The sequence below is a fragment of the Flavobacterium sp. B114r genome (assembly GCF_056824125.1).
In genome coordinates this window covers 3423497-3440433 of the sequence record NZ_CP124858.1, presented here as the reverse complement: position 1 = coordinate 3440433, position 16937 = coordinate 3423497, and the positions used below count along the sequence as shown (strand labels likewise).

At 35.0% G+C, this 16937-nt stretch carries 13 protein-coding genes; 8 read left to right on the top strand and 5 right to left on the bottom strand.

Features of this window, described 5'->3' with window-relative positions:
• Nucleotides 1–2: 2 nt before the first annotated feature.
• From QLQ94_RS14800 to QLQ94_RS14770, 7 genes are all read left to right on the top strand, one after another.
• Entirely contained in the window at nt 3–1460 is a 1458-nt protein-coding gene (locus QLQ94_RS14800; RefSeq protein WP_427402823.1) for a RagB/SusD family nutrient uptake outer membrane protein, read from the top strand.
• On the top strand, nt 1447–2913 hold the full coding sequence (locus tag QLQ94_RS14795) for a hypothetical protein (RefSeq protein WP_427402824.1): 1467 nt from the start codon (nt 1447–1449) through the stop codon (nt 2911–2913). The genes QLQ94_RS14800 and QLQ94_RS14795 overlap by 14 nt, the downstream gene beginning before the upstream one ends.
• Nucleotides 2914–3017: 104 nt before the next feature.
• Entirely contained in the window at nt 3018–3377 is a 360-nt protein-coding gene (locus tag QLQ94_RS14790; protein WP_482500005.1) for a hypothetical protein, read from the top strand.
• Nucleotides 3296–4201 (top strand): transposase, encoded by a 906-nt coding sequence (locus tag QLQ94_RS14785; RefSeq protein WP_482499983.1) that lies wholly within the window; start codon nt 3296–3298, stop codon nt 4199–4201. Before QLQ94_RS14790 ends, QLQ94_RS14785 begins: the two co-directional genes overlap by 82 nt.
• A 101-nt stretch (nt 4202–4302) precedes the next feature.
• On the top strand, nt 4303–5445 hold the full coding sequence (locus QLQ94_RS14780; RefSeq protein WP_427403071.1) for a cytochrome-c peroxidase: 1143 nt from the start codon (nt 4303–4305) through the stop codon (nt 5443–5445).
• Nucleotides 5446–5747: 302 nt separating this feature from the next.
• Nucleotides 5748–6398, top strand: coding sequence for a VOC family protein (locus QLQ94_RS14775; RefSeq protein ID WP_482497602.1), 651 nt, complete (start codon nt 5748–5750; stop codon nt 6396–6398).
• Nucleotides 6399–6459: 61 nt separating this feature from the next.
• A complete protein-coding gene (locus tag QLQ94_RS14770) occupies nt 6460–6858 on the top strand; it encodes a tautomerase family protein (RefSeq protein ID WP_427403069.1) in 399 nt (132 codons plus the stop codon).
• A 66-nt stretch (nt 6859–6924) separates the two neighbouring features.
• On the opposite strand, the gene QLQ94_RS14765 is transcribed toward QLQ94_RS14770, so the two are convergent.
• The 5 genes from QLQ94_RS14765 to QLQ94_RS14745 form a co-directional block, all read right to left on the bottom strand.
• The gene (locus tag QLQ94_RS14765; protein WP_427403068.1) at nt 6925–8919 is read right to left on the bottom strand and encodes a heavy metal translocating P-type ATPase; all 1995 of its coding nucleotides are present in this window, start codon (nt 8917–8919) and stop codon (nt 6925–6927) included.
• A 262-nt stretch (nt 8920–9181) separates the two neighbouring features.
• Nucleotides 9182–10474, bottom strand: a complete 1293-nt coding sequence (locus tag QLQ94_RS14760; RefSeq protein ID WP_427403067.1) for an efflux RND transporter periplasmic adaptor subunit — start codon at nt 10472–10474, stop codon at nt 9182–9184.
• Between the two features lies 1 nt (nt 10475).
• Nucleotides 10476–11759, bottom strand: a complete 1284-nt coding sequence (locus QLQ94_RS14755; RefSeq protein WP_482497600.1) for a TolC family protein — start codon at nt 11757–11759, stop codon at nt 10476–10478.
• A gap of 183 nt (nt 11760–11942) precedes the next feature.
• Nucleotides 11943–15068, bottom strand: coding sequence for an efflux RND transporter permease subunit (locus tag QLQ94_RS14750; protein WP_427403072.1), 3126 nt, complete (start codon nt 15066–15068; stop codon nt 11943–11945).
• Nucleotides 15069–15165: 97 nt separating this feature from the next.
• Nucleotides 15166–15489, bottom strand: a complete 324-nt coding sequence (locus QLQ94_RS14745; protein ID WP_271338062.1) for a DUF6660 family protein — start codon at nt 15487–15489, stop codon at nt 15166–15168.
• A gap of 317 nt (nt 15490–15806) precedes the next feature.
• Between QLQ94_RS14745 and QLQ94_RS14740 the strand changes: the two genes are divergently transcribed.
• On the top strand, nt 15807–16931 hold the full coding sequence (locus QLQ94_RS14740) for a hypothetical protein (RefSeq protein ID WP_427403065.1): 1125 nt from the start codon (nt 15807–15809) through the stop codon (nt 16929–16931).
• Nucleotides 16932–16937 lie beyond the last annotated feature (6 nt).

Below are 16937 nucleotides of genomic sequence, written 5' to 3'. Positions count from 1 at the left end.
CGATGAATTATTTAAAATATATCACAATAGCTTTCCTGATTTTTACATTGCAAAGCTGCAGTGATTTTCTGGAGCAGGAACCCGGAACACAAACTTCTATAGACGAACTTCTACAAAATAAGGAAGGTGTCTTAATAGCTTTAAAAGGTCTTTATCGCAATGTAGAAGGTACGGTAAGAGAAGAACGTTTTTCTGTTTATTCTGATTTACAAGGCGGAAATATCAAATTTACACCCACTTCTTCAGGAAACAGTTTAGGACAGATTACACCGGGAGTTAATCTTAGGGAAGCATATTCTTTTGAAGATATGGCCGAGACAAGCAATTTTGCATCATTTTACAGTGGTAATTACAGCATTATTAATCAGGCTAACTTGATTTTAGAATATACGCCAAAGCTTAAAGATGCTACTGAAACCGAAAAAAAGCAGATACAAGCAGAAGCCTTAACCATTAGAGCTTATGCCCATTTTGTTTTATCACAGATTTATTGCCAGGATTATGAATACACGCCTGATGCTTCGCATTTAGGAATTGTCTATAATACTGAATCGATAAAATCGGGACTTAAATATCCTAAAAGGGAAACTCTTACAAATACTTATTCCTTAATCATTACTGATTTAAAAACAGCCATAGAGAATTATTCTGAAACTGCTGCCATGGCGGGCCCCATTTATTCTTATTTCAATAAAAATAATGCAAAAGCGTTGCTGGCAAGAGTATATCTGTACAAAAAAGATTGGGCTAATGCCTACCAAACTGCAAATGACGTAATTGCAAATTCCGGATTTAAATTAGTAAATGCTACTGATTTAGTTTCCCAATGGGCACAGCCAGATCTTCCTGTTTCTGAAGCTTTGCTAGAATTTTCAGTATCAAAGGATTCAGAAAGTATCGTATCAACATCAATGTCAAATTATTTTGGTGTTACTTCAAGCACTTATGCCCATTATGTAGCTTCAAACGACCTTGTTGATCTTTATGAAAGTAATGATATAAGGAAACAATTATTTATTACTGTACATCTTCAGACTTTAGTAAACGGAGTTTTAACGGCTGTTCCGTACAATTTTACGCGTAAATTTCAGGATAATGCCGGATATGTGGCTTTTAGACTAAGTGAATTGTATTTAATTCGTGCCGAAGCCGCTCTCGAAAACAATCAGCCAGCACTTGCAATGGCCGATGTTAATACCATTCGTGCACGCGCCAATGCCGCTTTATTAACGAATACTGCCAACCTGAAAGAGGATATCTTTTTAGAAAGAAGAAAAGAACTTTGTTTTGAAGGGCATTTATTCTTTGATCTTGTTCGCAACCATAAAGGAATTACAAGAAATGATGGCTGTATTTCGACAAATTGCGGTATGGCTTATCCGTCTCTGAAATTCGTATTACCAATACCACAATCCAATATTAATCTTAATTCAAACTTACAACAAAATGAATCTTATTAAGATATTCAGCATATTTGGCATAGCATTGCTATTGGCATCATGCTCAAAAGACGATTATAAATTAGGTTCAAAAATAGATCCTTATTTAAGATTTAACTTCATGGTAAACAGTAATAATGTTCCATTAGAATATCCGACAGTAAGCGGAATTCTAATCCCTCAATCTACTTACAAAAATAGTTCGGTAAAAACTTTGAAAATTCCGGTTGCTTTAACAGCTAATCCTTTAAAAGGTGCTGTAACGGCTCACTTCAGTGCAGTATCAACAACTGGTGATAACGATAGTTTTACAGTAAATCCGGTCAATCAGTTAGTCTTTGAAGGAAGCAAAGTAACGGATACTATTTTTGTTTCTTTTGATAAAAGATGGACTGCCAATCAAAGTATTACTTTAAAATTAGAAACTGTATCTGATCCGGAGATCCATATTGGAAATCTAAATTCAACTTATCCTAATGATACCTTTAAGATTGATCTGGGAACCATTACTACCAATTATACTTTTCCGGTTACCCAATATGTGATAAAAGGCGAAGTTGGCGAAACAATTGATTTTAAAGTTAACTTCCCAAACGGATTTTTTCCTTCTGAAATAGAAAAGGCTGCTATTTTTAAATTTCAAAATGGTTTTGAATATTCTTTAACACATGATGATTATGGCGACAACAGAAGTTCAATAACCTATCATCTGACTCTTTTAGAGGATCTTCAGAATGACGATGCCCGTTACGAATCCAAAATAAGCTTAGTAAATATTCCGAATTACAATGCAACCGGAAACCTTAACCTGACGATTGTAAAACCAACAAAATCACCCAGAGATTTACAGGCATATCCAGCTTCAAAATTTACAGATCCTACAAATGCATTTTATTTGACCTACGGGGAACACTGGTTTAACAATAATGGCACTTGCACATGGCAGACCTTTAATGCTTTAACCTTTCCTGTTGTGGTTACTAAGGATAATGAAAATGCCATACTTTATAGCGACAAAGGAACAGCAAACCCTAATGACGATGTATATCACGATGCCTTTAAAATTGGTTTTAACGTTTCTACGGGGGCAAATACAGTAAACTCTTTTGGTTTAAAAAGATGGTTTTCTAACGAAAGCAACGCTGCGGCCGTATCTCCGGGATTTAATATTACTTCTGCTTTAGAGTTTTTCCCGGAAAACGGAAACAGCAAAACACAGGGAACGGTTCTGGTAATTCCGCAAGATTTAACGATTGGATCCAGTGCGTCAAACACCCATATTATTTCTATTTCAGGAGAAGGAACGTACAAGGAAATCAGTGCAGGTTTATATGAAATTTCATTTGAATTAAAACTCACAAACGACAAACTCTTTGGAGGAACCGTTTCGACACAATATCGAATGTATAATAACCGGGTTTATCCAAAACCAGCGGCTTTAAGTATTCCTTGTCCGAAAGAAGTTACGCTTTAAGTTTTTAGTCGCACTAACTTTGTCAAAGTTTAAAACCAAGAGTGTAAGGAACTTTTGTAAAAAACTATTATTTTTATTTTCTGTATGTCAATAAATATCAGAAAATGCAAATCAGAACAGAAGTAAAAGAAATATTAAATTATATTTCAGAAGATCAACTTGATTTTTTTGCTCAGCAAACAATGGTTGATTGGAATGCTAAAAAATTAAAAGGTAAGGAATTATTTAAACTTTGTATTTTTGGTATCTTAATGAAACCAGAGCCAGTTCCAGAGTGTTTGAGAATTTTTACGAGAATCATTTTTTTTGTAAATATGCTCAGATTCCTAAAGATAAAAGTGTTAGTCATAGCAGTATTGCAGAGAGAATTGGAAAAATCAACGTGGAATATTTCGAGAAACTATATCAGTATACTGTTACTGTTTTTCAGGATAAACTTGAACAGAAAGATAAAGCAAAATTAAGCTTATACGACTCAACAATTACAAGTTTATCTGCTTCTTTATTAAGTTTTGGAATGCAAAATGGACAGAAAAATAAAAAAGGAGAGCAAGGTAAAAACAGTATAAAATTTACAATTGGTTTTAGTGAATTGCCATTTAATGTAAATTTTCACAAAGATCAAAAAATGATTAGTGAAGATTTGGCTTTGGGTAATATTCTTCAAGAACACATAAGTAATAAAAAAGATATTGCGGTTTTTGATCGAGGAATGAAGGAAAGAAAAACAATGGTTGAGCTCTCCAATAAGGATAAATATTTTGTTACTCGAATTTACAAATCATCTAAGTATGAAATAGAAAAAGGCAGTAAAGTTATACCGTTGGATTTTGAAGATGAAACTATTAAGTTGATAAAACACAGTAAAGTTCATCTTTATGCCAATCAAAAAAAGACTAAAATAGTTTTTAGATTAGTAGAAGGGATATTGAAATCTGATGGAGAAAAAATATTATTTTTAAGCAACTTGCCCGAAGAAGAATTTACGGCAGATCAAATAGCAAAAATTTACAAAAAGCGCTGGGATATTGAGCGTTTCTTTAGATTTATAAAACAAGAACTTAATTTTAAACACTATTTTTCAAGACAATGGAATGGAATTCAAGTAATGATATATATTATTCTAATTGCATCCATTTTACTTTTGAGTTACATAAAACTCAATGGCTTAAAAGGATATAAGATCCCCAAAATTTCATTTTGTAATCAATTACAAAATGAAATCATTCAACAAGTAGTAATACATTGTGGTGGGGATCCTAGTAAATTAGAAACATTCAATACATGAAAGAAAGTTCCTTACACTCTTGGTTTTAAACTTTGACAAAGTTTTCTGAAAACGAAAATCGAGACTGAAACAAATCAAATAAAAAACAAAAAACAAAAGAATTGAAAAAGCTAATATTCCCTATCCTGTTCCTCTTGAGTTTAACAGCTTACAAAAGTGTCGAACAACCGGATTATATCGATATTCAGGAATTACGAAAATTATATTCCGGCGGCGATGCTGCAAAATGGCCTGCTGCGGAATTACATGAAAGTATAGATAAATCTAAATTTCAGGATATTGGAGTTTTACCTGCTGTTCCCTATCCGGCATATAATCCGTATTCGAAGGAAAAAGAAAGTCTGGGTAAAATATTATTTTTTGATCCAAGATTATCTGTTAGCGGACAAATTGCCTGCGCTTCCTGCCATAATCCTGAATTGGGATGGACAGATAATCTAACGCGCTCTTTTGGTCACGATCGCCAAACCGGAAAACGTAATTCGATGACAATATTAAACTCGGCGTATGCTACCTCCTTATTTTGGGACGGACGCGCTTCAAGTCTCGAGGATCAGGCACAATTCCCGATTGGAGATCCGCTTGAAATGAATGAAAAACTGACGATTGCCGTTGATAAAATTGCCAAAATTAAAGGGTATAATCAATTGTTTACAGCTGCTTTTGGAGATAAAAAAGTGTCATTACAAAGAATACAATATGCGATTGCCACTTTCGAAAGATCGATCAATAGTCCTAAAAGCAAATTTGATAACTTCATTAGCGGAAAATCTGATGTTTATACAGATTCTCAGGTAAAAGGTTTGCATTTGTTCAGAACCAAAGCACAATGCATCAATTGCCATAATACGCCTTATTTTAGCGACAATGAGTTTCATAATGACGGCCAGACTTTATTTGGGACAAAAAATGAAGATTTCGGACGTTATAATGTTACTAAAAACAAAGACGATATCGGAAAATTCAGAACGCCAACATTGCGTGAAGTGGCCAATACAAAACCCTGGATGCATCACGGACATTTTCCGTCGTTATTGGATGTTGTAGAATTGTATAATTTAGGAAACCCATCGCCTGTTCAGAAAAAATATCTGGGAACTGCCAGAGATACTTTGATTCCAAAAGTAGATCCGATGCTTAAAAAATTAGATTTAAGTAAAGATGAAATCGGTGATCTTTTGGCTTTTATCGAAACACTGAGCACGCCAACACGAAGAATTATGACGCCAACAATGCCGAAATAAACTAATTTGCAAATTGCGCCAAAAAATTTCAAATCTGTAAAGCCTGTTTCTTTTATGAAACGGGCTTTTATATTTTTAAACACATAGAAACATAGTTCAACTAAAATGTAGAACACGTTTCACTACGGATAAATCTCATAGCAGTATTAAAAAAAATTACGCCTTTAATAAAAGAAACTTTCATAACAATTTACTATCTCTTCATTGAAGTATAAAATAGCTTGTCTATCACAATCCTTCCATCTTTTCCTAAATTTGTCTGAAACGAAAAGAAGCTTTCTTCTTTTATAAAAAATACCACCATGAAGTTAGAACACATCCAAATTCAGACAAACGATATACAAAAAACTAACGCTTTTTATAAAGATATTCTTGATCTTCCAATTATAGAAAGTAACTCAAAATCAGTTAGCATTCAGACCGGAAACTCTATTCTAAAATTTGTAGACAATCCTCAATTTCACTCTATTTATCATTTTGCTTTTAACATTCCTGAGAACAAATTAGACGAAGCTATCGACTGGTGTAAAAACAAAGTTGATTTGATTTTTATTGAAGATGAAAAACTCATTACTAATTTTGAAAACTGGAAAGCCAACGCGGTTTATTTCTATGACAATAATGGTAATTTATTAGAATTTATTGCCAGACATGATCTCAACAATGCCCAAACTACAGCATTTAGTTCTAAATCTATTTTGAATATAAGCGAGATTGGAATCGTAAATGAAAATCCATTAGAATTGGGAAACTTATTAAAAACTAAGCATGGATTAGAATTCTTTTCTAAAAATGCGAATAGCGAGCTTTTCTCCGCAATTGGTGATGACGAAGGTTTACTGATTATCGTACAGCCAAACCGAAACTGGTATCCTACGCAAACACCGTCTGAAAGTAACCGAACTGAAGTTAGAATAGAAAATAAGGGAAGTGAAATTGAATTAAAATTTTAATACCGTTTTTATTTCTTGCACTCAATAATGCTTATTTTTATAAAAATTTAAAGTAAAAAAAATGCCATTTGTCCGAATCAGTTTACCGAAGAAACTTTCATTAGAAACAAAAAATACTATTTCAGAATCAATCCATGAATCTTTAATTCAGGAATTTCATATTCCGAAGGATGATTATTTTCATGTAATTGAAGAACTCGAACCTCATCAGATCAAATATCCTGAAAGTTATCTTAGTATTTCACATTCTGAAGATATCGTTTATGTTCAGATTACGGCAGGACAAGGGCGAACTTTAGAACAAAAGAAGAAGTTATACCATGAGATTGCAACCAGAATTTCGACCTCAACAGCAATTTTGATCAATAATGTGATCATTGTTTTATTAGAAAATAATGGTTTAGAAAATTGGTCTTTTGGTAATGGAGAAATTCAGGAACCAAAGCATTTGAAAAAATAGATTTATAAAAACAAATCCCAATTCAAACTAATGAATTGGGATTTTGTAATTTAATATGATGATGAATTAAAACTTCATTTTCTGAATTCTCACGGCATTTAATATTGCCAACAGCGCCACTCCAACATCGGCAAAAACAGCTTCCCACATTGTGGCTAATCCGCCAGCGCCAAGAATCAATACAAAAGCTTTTACAACAAAAGCCAGTGTAATATTCTGCCAGACGATTTTCTTGGTTTGTTTCCCAATATTTATTGCCATCGGGATTTTGCTTGGTTTATCGTCCTGAATGACAACATCTGCCGTTTCGATTGTGGCATCACTTCCTAAACCTCCCATCGCAATTCCTACCGTGCTTAACGCAATAACCGGAGCATCATTTACACCATCACCAACAAAAGCTACAGTTTCGTTTTTGGCTTTTATTTCGTTTAGCTTATTCACTTTATCTTCGGGAAGCAAATCTCCAAAAGCATTTGAGATTCCAAGTTTATCAGCAACAAATTGTACAACGTTGGTTTTATCTCCGCTCAACATGGTTACTTTAACACCTAATGCTTTTAACTTGTTTACGGCTTCCTGGGCATCTTCTTTAATTTCATCTGCAATCGTCAAATACCCTGCGAACTTATTATCGTATGCAATTGCAATTGTGGTATAAACTACTGCATTGGGATCAACATTATATTTAATATTGAATTTATCCATCAATTTAAAATTCCCAACGTGCAATTGTTTTCCGTTAATCTCTGCTTTTAAGCCATGTCCGGAAATTTCTTCCACATTTTTCAATTTAATCAAAGGATCAATTTTGCCAACGTGATTATGAATCGCAGTCGCGACAGGATGTGTACTCTGGCTTTCGAGAACATTGACAAATTTCAGGATTTCTTCTTTATCAAATTCATCGCCAATAATAACTTCCTGAACTTTAAAAACACCTTCTGTCATGGTTCCGGTTTTATCCATCACCACATTCTGTATGGTCGAAATACTATCCAGAAAGTTACTGCCTTTAAAAAGAATTCCGTTTTTACTCGCAGCTCCAATTCCGCCAAAATAACCTAACGGAATACTAATTACCAAAGCACATGGACATGAAATTACAAGGAAAACCAAAGCTCTGTACAACCAATCGCTAAAAACATAATTGTCGACAAAAAGCCATGGCAATACACAAATGGCAATTGCCAGATAAACAACAATTGGTGTATATATTTTAGCAAATTTTCTAATAAACAATTCGGCAGGGGCTTTTTTAGTCGTGGCATTTTGTACCATTTCTAAAATTTTAGAAAGTTTACTGTCCTTATATGCAGTCGTTATTTTTACTAAAGCAATTGTATTCCCGTTGATCATTCCGGCAAGAACAGTTTGTCCTTTTACTTTTGTGTCGGGTTTGCTTTCACCTGTTAATGCCGCAGTATTGAACGACGCAGTTTCTGATAACAATTCGCCGTCGAGACCTAATTTTTCTCCGGCTTTAAGCTGAATAATCGAACCTATTTTAGCATCAGCCGCTTTTATTATTACCGCAATATTGTTTTCTAAAATGCTTACTTCATCAGGACGCTGATCTAATAAACTTTTAATATTAGACTTTGCCCTGCTAACTGCCAATCCCTGAAAGTTTTCTCCAATGGTATAAAACAACATTACAGCAACTCCTTCTGGAAATTCTCCTATTGCAAAGGCACCAATTGTAGCAATACACATCAGGAAAAATTCAGAGAAGACGTCTCCTTTTATAATGCTTTCGTAAGCTTCTTTCAAAACGGGTAATCCAACCGGTAAATAGGCTATAACGTACCATGCAATCCTTACATAACCTGAAAACCAGGTTTGCGGATAATAGTTATCAAAACCAATCCCGATAAGCAATAAAACAAATGAGATTATCGCAGGTAAAAACATTTGAAAAACACCACCATCAGCATTATGGCTGTGATCGTGATCGTGTCCGTCATCATCTGAAAGACCTTTATCTTCATGCACGGAACAACATCCGGATTGGTTAATTTTCTTTTTTATTACTTTTTCTTCTTTATGTATATGTTCCATAGAATGAGTTTCAAGTTTTTAATTTTATTGTGTCAGGTTTTCTTTGTTTCAGGTTTTAAGTTTAAACTTCGTCTAAAATTACGGATTTTGTTGCAATTGTTTTAAGTTGAACTATTTTAATCTCTCACCCACCCATTAACTATCAGGAGCTGAACTGTATGTTTCAAGTAAGTTTAACTGCAATCCCGATAGTCATCGGGAGCAAAAATTTACGCAAAGTTCGCAAGTTCAAGAACCTGAAACAAAGAAACCTGAAACCCTTTTAATGCCCATGCTCTCCTCCGCCTTTCATTGCAGAAAGTAAATAGAAAGCTCCTTTTGTAACAATTTTTGCGTGGGCAGGAACGTCATTTACAAATTTTATTTCTGTAAAACCTAAATCTGTAGTTCCGGGAATGACTTCAACTGCTTTAAAATGAATTTCGTTTTCGTGCGGTGTTCCTGATTCTGTTTTCTTTTTATCGCTTTCTTCATGTTCGCCATGCTCTTCATGTTCCTCTTCCTGAATATATACAAAATACTTATCTGCATTTCGAACCACCGCATCTTTTGGTACAGCCGGAACTGTGGCATTTGTGATGTTAATATTTGCCGAAACGTACATTCCGGGAATTAACCCCTTCGCATCAGCAGGTTCTATTTTGGCATGTACGGCAACTGTTTTACTTTCATTAGAAAATGATTTATTAATCCCGAAGATTTTTCCTTTGATAGATTTATTCGACTGATTTGTAAGGACAAAATCAATTACCTGACCAATCGAAATTGAACCTAAATCTTTCTCATACACATTTAGATCTAAATGCATCTGGCTATTGTCGACTACTTCAAACAATGCTACACCAGTTTGTGCATAAGCTCCTTTTGCAATGCTTATTTTGCCCACATAACCACTAATTGGTGCTACAATTGGTACTAACGAAGTGCTTCCTTTTGTGCTGACATGCAAAGCTTCCAGCTTATTTTTTGCTGCTTGTGCACGCGCTCTTTCGGCTGCCAGTTTAGATTTTACTTCCTGAAAAACTTTTCTGGGATTTACATTTTCATCGCTTAAAGTTTTCTGACGGTTGTATTCTAATTGCAGGTATTCGATATTGGCTGTAGCCGAATGATAGTCTTCCTGCATTTCGATAACTTCCAGATTCTGGATTGTTGCCAAAACTTTTCCCTTATTGACATACGTACCTTCTAAAACAAAAATGTCCTTAACGGTTCCTCCTATTAAAGTAGAAACTTCTGCAGAGTTTTGCGGCGGAACTGTTGTATAACCATTTGCCTTTATGACTTTGTTCAGGTTTCTGTTTTCTACAAATCCCGTTTCGATCCCAACTGTTTTGTATTGGGATTCATTTAAAGCCACTTCTGTTTGCGATTTTTCTTCTTCAGGTTTTTCTTCAGCTTTCTTTTCATTACAGCCGAAAAATATAACCGCAAAGCACGCAAAGAGAGAAAAACGCAAAGCACACAATGAAATTAAACTTTGCGTTCTTTGCCAAAAACTCTTTACATTCTTTGTGGTTACACTATTTGCGGTTAAATTATTTATATTTTTCATTCTAATTGTTTTTGATAGTTGGAAATTGAAGTTCGATAGCACTTTGATTAAAAGTATGAGTGGCCTCAGTATATTGTTTTTTAATATCAATTGCCTGATTTAAAAAACTAATGTATGCCCAATAGCTCATATCGCCATTGGCATAACTTTTTTGCGCCGTCGTTATAATCTGATCTGCATATTGCAGTCCTTCTTTCTGATAATAGTCTAATGCTTTTTGCTGTTTGGCAAAGTTGTTTTGCAACTCCTGTTTTTGCAGGTTCAGCGTTAATTTATTTTTATCTAAAGCCAATTGCGATTGCGAAATACTTATTGCCGAAGCCTGAGCTTTTGCCGTATTTACACCGCCAAACAACGGAATCTGTAATCCGGCTGTAAAACCCTGAAAAAGTGATTCTGTATTGATCGTTTGGGCAAAATATCCCAATCCTAATTTAGGCGTTCGCATCGCTTTATAGGTATTGGCTTCTTTTTGATAAACCGAAATCTGCTGCTGATAATAATCTGTCATTAATCCTTCTGCTTTCGAATTTCCTTCTTCTTTTAGAACAGCATATTGCAAAGACGTATTTTCATCCGGAACTATATTTTCGTCGGTCTGAACAAAAAATTGCAATTGCTTTTGATAAATAGCCAAATCATATTCTAATTGCGCTTTTTGCGTTTCAATTTCTTTTACTTTGGCTTTAGCGCTAATTACTTCGATATTTCCGCTTTCTCCGGTTTGAAAACGCAGTTCTGCATTTTTAAGGAATTTGATATAAATCTCATTTAATTCTGAGTTTAACTTCTGAATAGAAACTCCGTACAAATATTGATAATATGCCAATGTTACCGCTTTTTCTATTTCGTAAGAGGATAAAGCTTTGCGTTTTTCGGCTAGTTTCACCAATTCTTCCTGTAATTGTCGATTGGCTTTTGTAATGTTTCCTATCGAGAAAAACTGCTGAATCGAAACGTTATGATCAAAATCGACGCTATTAAATTGTCCGCCCTGATATTGTACCTGAAGCGGTTCCGGCTGAAAGGCTGTCTTTTTAAGAACGGTTTGTCTTTCTATTTCTTTATCAGCAATTTTTAAATCAATATTGTTTGATTTCGCAAGTTCAATTGCTTTTTCAAGACTGATTTTTTCCTGTGCCGATGTTAGTGTACTTATTAATAGAAATGCTATTAACCACAATGTTTTATGTGCCAATAGAAACCTATTTAACCGCAAAGCTCGCAAAGGAACATTCGCAAAGTTCACAAAGGCTGTTACATTGATTTTATATATTGAATTCATTTTTTTAATGTTTTAATTTTTTTGCCTTAATTTTTAGTTTCACGAAGATTCTGCAGATTTTGGCAGATTTAATTTTATAAAGTTCGTAGGATTAAAAATCTGCGCCTATCTGCTTAAATCATTTTAAAATCTGCGTTAAACAAAATCATTTTAATCCCTTTAATCTGTGGCAAAAAAAACTTACTATTCTGTCTCTTTATTCTTAAACTTCTTTTCTAGCAACAAATAAAGAATCGGTAAAACGATCAATGTCAATAATGTTGCTGAGAATAAACCTCCAATAACAACGGTTGCCAAAGGTTTTTGTACCTCTGCACCGCCGCTGGTTGATAATGCCATTGGCAAAAATCCTAAAGAGGCAACAGCCGCAGTCATTAAAACGGGACGTAATCTGGTTTTGGTTCCTATTAAAATCCTTTGCAGCGGATCTAAAACTCCCTCTTTTTTCAGTTGATTGAAATATGAAATCAATACGATTCCGTTCAGAACTGCGATTCCAAATAAAGCAATAAAACCAATTCCTGCCGAAATACTAAACGGCATTCCGCGCATCCAGAGTGCAAAAACACCTCCAATTGCTGAAAGTGGAATAGCTGTAAAAATCAATCCTGCCTGTTTGAAACTTTTAAAAGTAAAATAAAGCAAGACTAATATTAATCCCAAAGCGATTGGCAATGCTACCGAAAGTCGTTTGGTTGCTTCGATCAGATTTTCGAACTGACCGCCATACGTTACATAATAACCAGCAGGAAGTTTCAGGTCTTTATCAAGTTTTTGCTGAATCTCTTCAACTACACTTTTTATATCACGACCACGAACGTTTAATCCAACGGTAATTCTTCTCTTTCCGTCTTCGCGGGTAACTTGTACGGGACCTTGTTCATAATCGACTGTCGCCACTTGCGAAAGCGGCACTTGCTGACCATTTGGCAACGGAATAAATAAATTACTAACATCTGTAATATCCGCACGATTGTCTTCGTTCATACGGACTACAACATCAAATCTTTTGCTTTCGTCGTAGATTTTTCCTGCACTTTCTCCCGCAAATGAAGATCGGATTATTTGGTTAATGTCCGAAATGTTCAATCCGTATAAAGCAATTTTATTATAATCGTATTTTATCGTGATTTGTGGCAATCCCGTTACTTTATCAGCTTTTAAATCCCCAATTCCTTCGATCCCTTTTATTTTCGAAATTAACTCCGCTGCTTTTGCATCAAGAATTTCTAAATCATCGCCAAAAATTTTAATAGCAATATCGCTTCGGCTTCCGGTCATCAATTCATTAAAACGCATCTGGATAGGCTGAGAAATCTCAATATTAGCGCCCGGAATCACTTCCATTTCTTCTTTCATTGCATTGGCCAATTCTTCCCAATTGCGGTATTTTTTGCCCCATTCTTTTTTGTCTTTTAAGACAATAATCAAATCGCCGCTTTCAATTGGCATCGGATCTGTCGGGATTTCCCCGCTTCCTATCTTGGTTACGATAGTTTTAATCTCAGGAAATTTGGCTTTTAGTATTTGTTCGTACTTCGTAGTTGTTTCTATCATCTGGGTCAGCGAACTTCCTGTCATGATAGTGGCATTTATTGCTAAATCGCCTTCTTCTATGGTTGGGATAAACTCTCCTCCCATACTATTAAAAACAAGTAATCCCACAGTAAATAAACCCAGCGAAATCCCTAAAACCAACTTTTTAAACTGTAAGGCTTTCTCTAAAAATGGCGTATAAATCGACTCTAACCAAGCCATCATCCTGTCGCTGAAATTCTCTTTGTGTTCTGTATTTTTCGATAAAAACAAAGCACTCATCATGGGTACATACGTCAATGAAAGTACAAATGCTCCTGCAACTGCAAAACCAACGGTCATTGCCATAGGTTTAAACATTTTTCCTTCTGTTCCTACTAAAGCCAGAATTGGCAGATAAACGATTAAGATGATGATTTCTCCAAAAGCAGCACTATTTCTAATTTTTGAAGCTGAGTTATAAACTTCCGCATCCATTTCGTCCTGCGTTAATTCTTTCTTGCGCTTGAGTTTTTGTAAATGATGCATCGTGGCTTCGACGATAATTACGGCTCCATCGACAATAATTCCAAAATCGATTGCCCCTAAACTCATCAAGTTTCCGCTTACGCCAAAAGCATTCATCAAAATAACGGCAAACAGCATCGCAAGCGGAATAACCGAAGCAACAATTAAACCGGCACGAAGATTTCCCAGAAACAAAATCAGTACAAAAATCACGATTAAAGCTCCTTCCAGTAAATTTTTTGTAACCGTTCCCATTGCATTATCGACTAATTTTCCTCTGTCGATAAAAGCTTCTGCCACTACGCCTTCTGGCAAACTTTTATTAATCTGAATCATTCTTTCCTTGATTCTGTTTACAACTGCACTCGAGTTTTCGCCTTTTAACATTAAAACCATTCCGGAAACAATTTCACCTTTTCCATCTTTGGTCGATGCTCCGTAACGTAATGCAACTCCTTCGCGTACTTCGGCAACATCACGAACTAAAACAGGCGAACCATTTCGGTTTTTAACCACCACATTTCCCAGGTCTTTTACACCTTTTGCCATTCCAACACCACGAATAAAATAGGCATATTGATCTTTTTCAATATAAGCACCACCTGTGTTCTGATTGTTTTTTTCTAAGGCTTCAAAAATTTCGGTAATTGTAACTCCAAGACTGTTCAGTGTATTGGGATTAACGGCAATTTCGTATTGTTTTAATTTTCCGCCCCAGGTACTTACATCTGCAACACCTTTAACACCTTGCAGCTGCGGAATAATAATCCAATCCTGAATGGTTCTTAATTTTACTGCATCGTATTTGTTTTCATAACCTTTTTTGGCATAAACATCATATTGGTAAATTTCTCCTAATCCTGTAGAAATTGGTGCTAATTCTGGCGAACCTGCATAGGCCGGGATATTTTCCTCGGCTTGTTTTAAGCGTTGAAATATTTGTTCTCTTGCCCAGTAAATATCAACATCGTCCTCGAAAACAACAGTAACAACTGATAATCCGAAACGGGAAATACTGCGGAGTTCTATAATATCGGGAACCGTTTTTACTGCCTGTTCCAGCGGATAAGTGATTAATTGCTCGACTTCCTGACTTGCCAAGGTTGGCGCAGCCGTAATGATTTGCACCTGATTATTGGTAATGTCCGGCAAAGCATCTAATGGTAATTGTTTAAGCGAATAGCTTCCCCAAGCTATTAATACAAGGGTAAATAGCAGTATAACGAACTTGTTCTTTATACTAAACTGTATGATTTTATCTAACATTTTAATGGTATAATGATGTGAGAAATTAGACAAGGTCTGTCTATTTAAATACTGTGGAAAATCCACAACTCTCTAACCCGAACTTAATCGGGCATCATTATGCTATTTGAGGTGGCTGCCAAATACTTCCATAGAAATTGGAAGCAAAAACTGAGGTATAATTAGGTAATTGTATTGCAATAATAGAATAAGACACAGGAAAATCAAAACTTATGGCAGTCTGATAACTTAATACTTGTGCTCCACAGCAATTACAAGCGCAGAACGGAGAGCATAAATCGTTTTGTTTATCGTGTGAATGATTTGCATCTGATGAAAATTGGGCAATTTTATGAGCAGCACTATTTACTTCCATATCTGCACAAGGCATATTTGAAAGCGCCATTAAATAAAGTGATAATATAATAGTTATCCATTTCACGTTGCAAAAATACTATTTATTTCTATTGTAAACTTAATTAGTTGAAAATGTTAGAGAAAAAGGATTAATTCTCTAAAATTTACTTGGAGTTTCGTTTCCCTAAAAAATTGCATTTTCTTAAAAAAATATGATTAATGATAAAAAAATTTAGTTAAATTTAACAATAATTAACATATGTTTTGAGTTCATCCTTATAAGCCTTCAATTCATATTCTCCTATAAACCAAAAAGATACATCTACACCCTCATAAGAATACATTTAGTGCATATTTCTTTTACGCAGTTCTATTAATTAACAATTATAAACACGAAAATCAATGAAATATAATACATTAATATTAGCCTTATCATCATTATTCTTTAGCATGCAAATTTACGGTCAGGTCTATACCGAAAAAATCGTAGGAGAAAAAAATCAGCAGCTAAAAGACAGCCTTGCAATAGAAAAATACCCTTATGCTTTACCCATCTGGGGAGAAAAAGTAGCTCAAAAAGGATATAAATTACCTTATTCCGCAGGACTTTCCATAAATTATTTCTGGCAGGATTCTGATATTACCATAAAAGATTTAGAAGTTGGCTTTAATAATGGCCCTTTATATAATTTAGATGAAATCGTTCGTTTTGATAAATCTTCTGTAGTAACGAGTTCTGTTACGATCCGACCTGATATCTGGCTGCTGCCATTCTTAAATGTATATGGAATTTTTGGCCAGTCTAAAACCACTATAAAAATAAATGCCGGAATATGGATTCCGGATGCCGATAATAACTGGACTCAAATTACCTCTATTAATACAAGTGCTAATTTTGATGCCACAACATTCGGATTCGGGATGACACCTACTATTGGTATTGGCGGCGGCTGGCTTGCCCTTGATATGAATATGGCGTGGACTGATATTAGTTCTCTTGACAAACCTGCTTTTTCTTATATTTTTGGTCCACGATTGGGTAAAACATTTAAACTGCATAAACCGGACAGAAATATTGCTCTTTGGGTTGGTGGATTTAGGGTTCATATCTCTGGCAATACTAACGGAACTATCTCTTTGAGTGATGTTTTAGATCTCAACAGTGCTGAACAAAAAGTAGCTGACGGATTGACTAAAGTCTCTGATAATCAAACTAAGGTTGACACTTGGTGGGACGGATTAACGCCATCTCAGCAAAAAAATCCTGCAAATGTTGCGAAGCATAATACGGCAGACAGGGCGCTGGAGTCAGCAGGAACTTTTCTGACTACATTAGATGGTGCTTTAAGCACGGCTGAATCATCAACGGTTCAATATTCATTGCATAAAGCGCCAAAAGATATGTGGAATTTTATTGTAGGATCTCAATTTCAATATAGTAAACATATTATGTTTAGAGTAGAAGCAGGTTTTTTAGGAACCAGAACGCAGGTTTTAGGCGGGCTTCAGTATCGTTTTGGACTTTAAACCAAA

Bases quoted from the DNA above. Each gene is read 5' to 3' on its own strand.
- QLQ94_RS14800 (WP_427402823.1), top strand. From the start codon at position 3: ATGAATTATTTAAAATATATCACAATAGCTTTCCTGATTTTTACATTG.
- QLQ94_RS14795 (WP_427402824.1), top strand. From the start codon at position 1,447: ATGAATCTTATTAAGATATTCAGCATATTTGGCATAGCATTGCTATTG.
- QLQ94_RS14790 (WP_482500005.1), top strand. From the start codon at position 3,018: ATGCAAATCAGAACAGAAGTAAAAGAAATATTAAATTATATTTCAGAA.
- QLQ94_RS14775 (WP_482497602.1), top strand. From the start codon at position 5,748: ATGAAGTTAGAACACATCCAAATTCAGACAAACGATATACAAAAAACT.
- QLQ94_RS14770 (WP_427403069.1), top strand. From the start codon at position 6,460: ATGCCATTTGTCCGAATCAGTTTACCGAAGAAACTTTCATTAGAAACA.
- QLQ94_RS14765 (WP_427403068.1), bottom strand. From the start codon at position 8,919: ATGGAACATATACATAAAGAAGAAAAAGTAATAAAAAAGAAAATTAAC.
- QLQ94_RS14760 (WP_427403067.1), bottom strand. From the start codon at position 10,474: ATGAAAAATATAAATAATTTAACCGCAAATAGTGTAACCACAAAGAAT.
- QLQ94_RS14755 (WP_482497600.1), bottom strand. From the start codon at position 11,759: ATGAATTCAATATATAAAATCAATGTAACAGCCTTTGTGAACTTTGCG.
- QLQ94_RS14750 (WP_427403072.1), bottom strand. From the start codon at position 15,068: ATGTTAGATAAAATCATACAGTTTAGTATAAAGAACAAGTTCGTTATA.
- QLQ94_RS14740 (WP_427403065.1), top strand. From the start codon at position 15,807: ATGAAATATAATACATTAATATTAGCCTTATCATCATTATTCTTTAGC.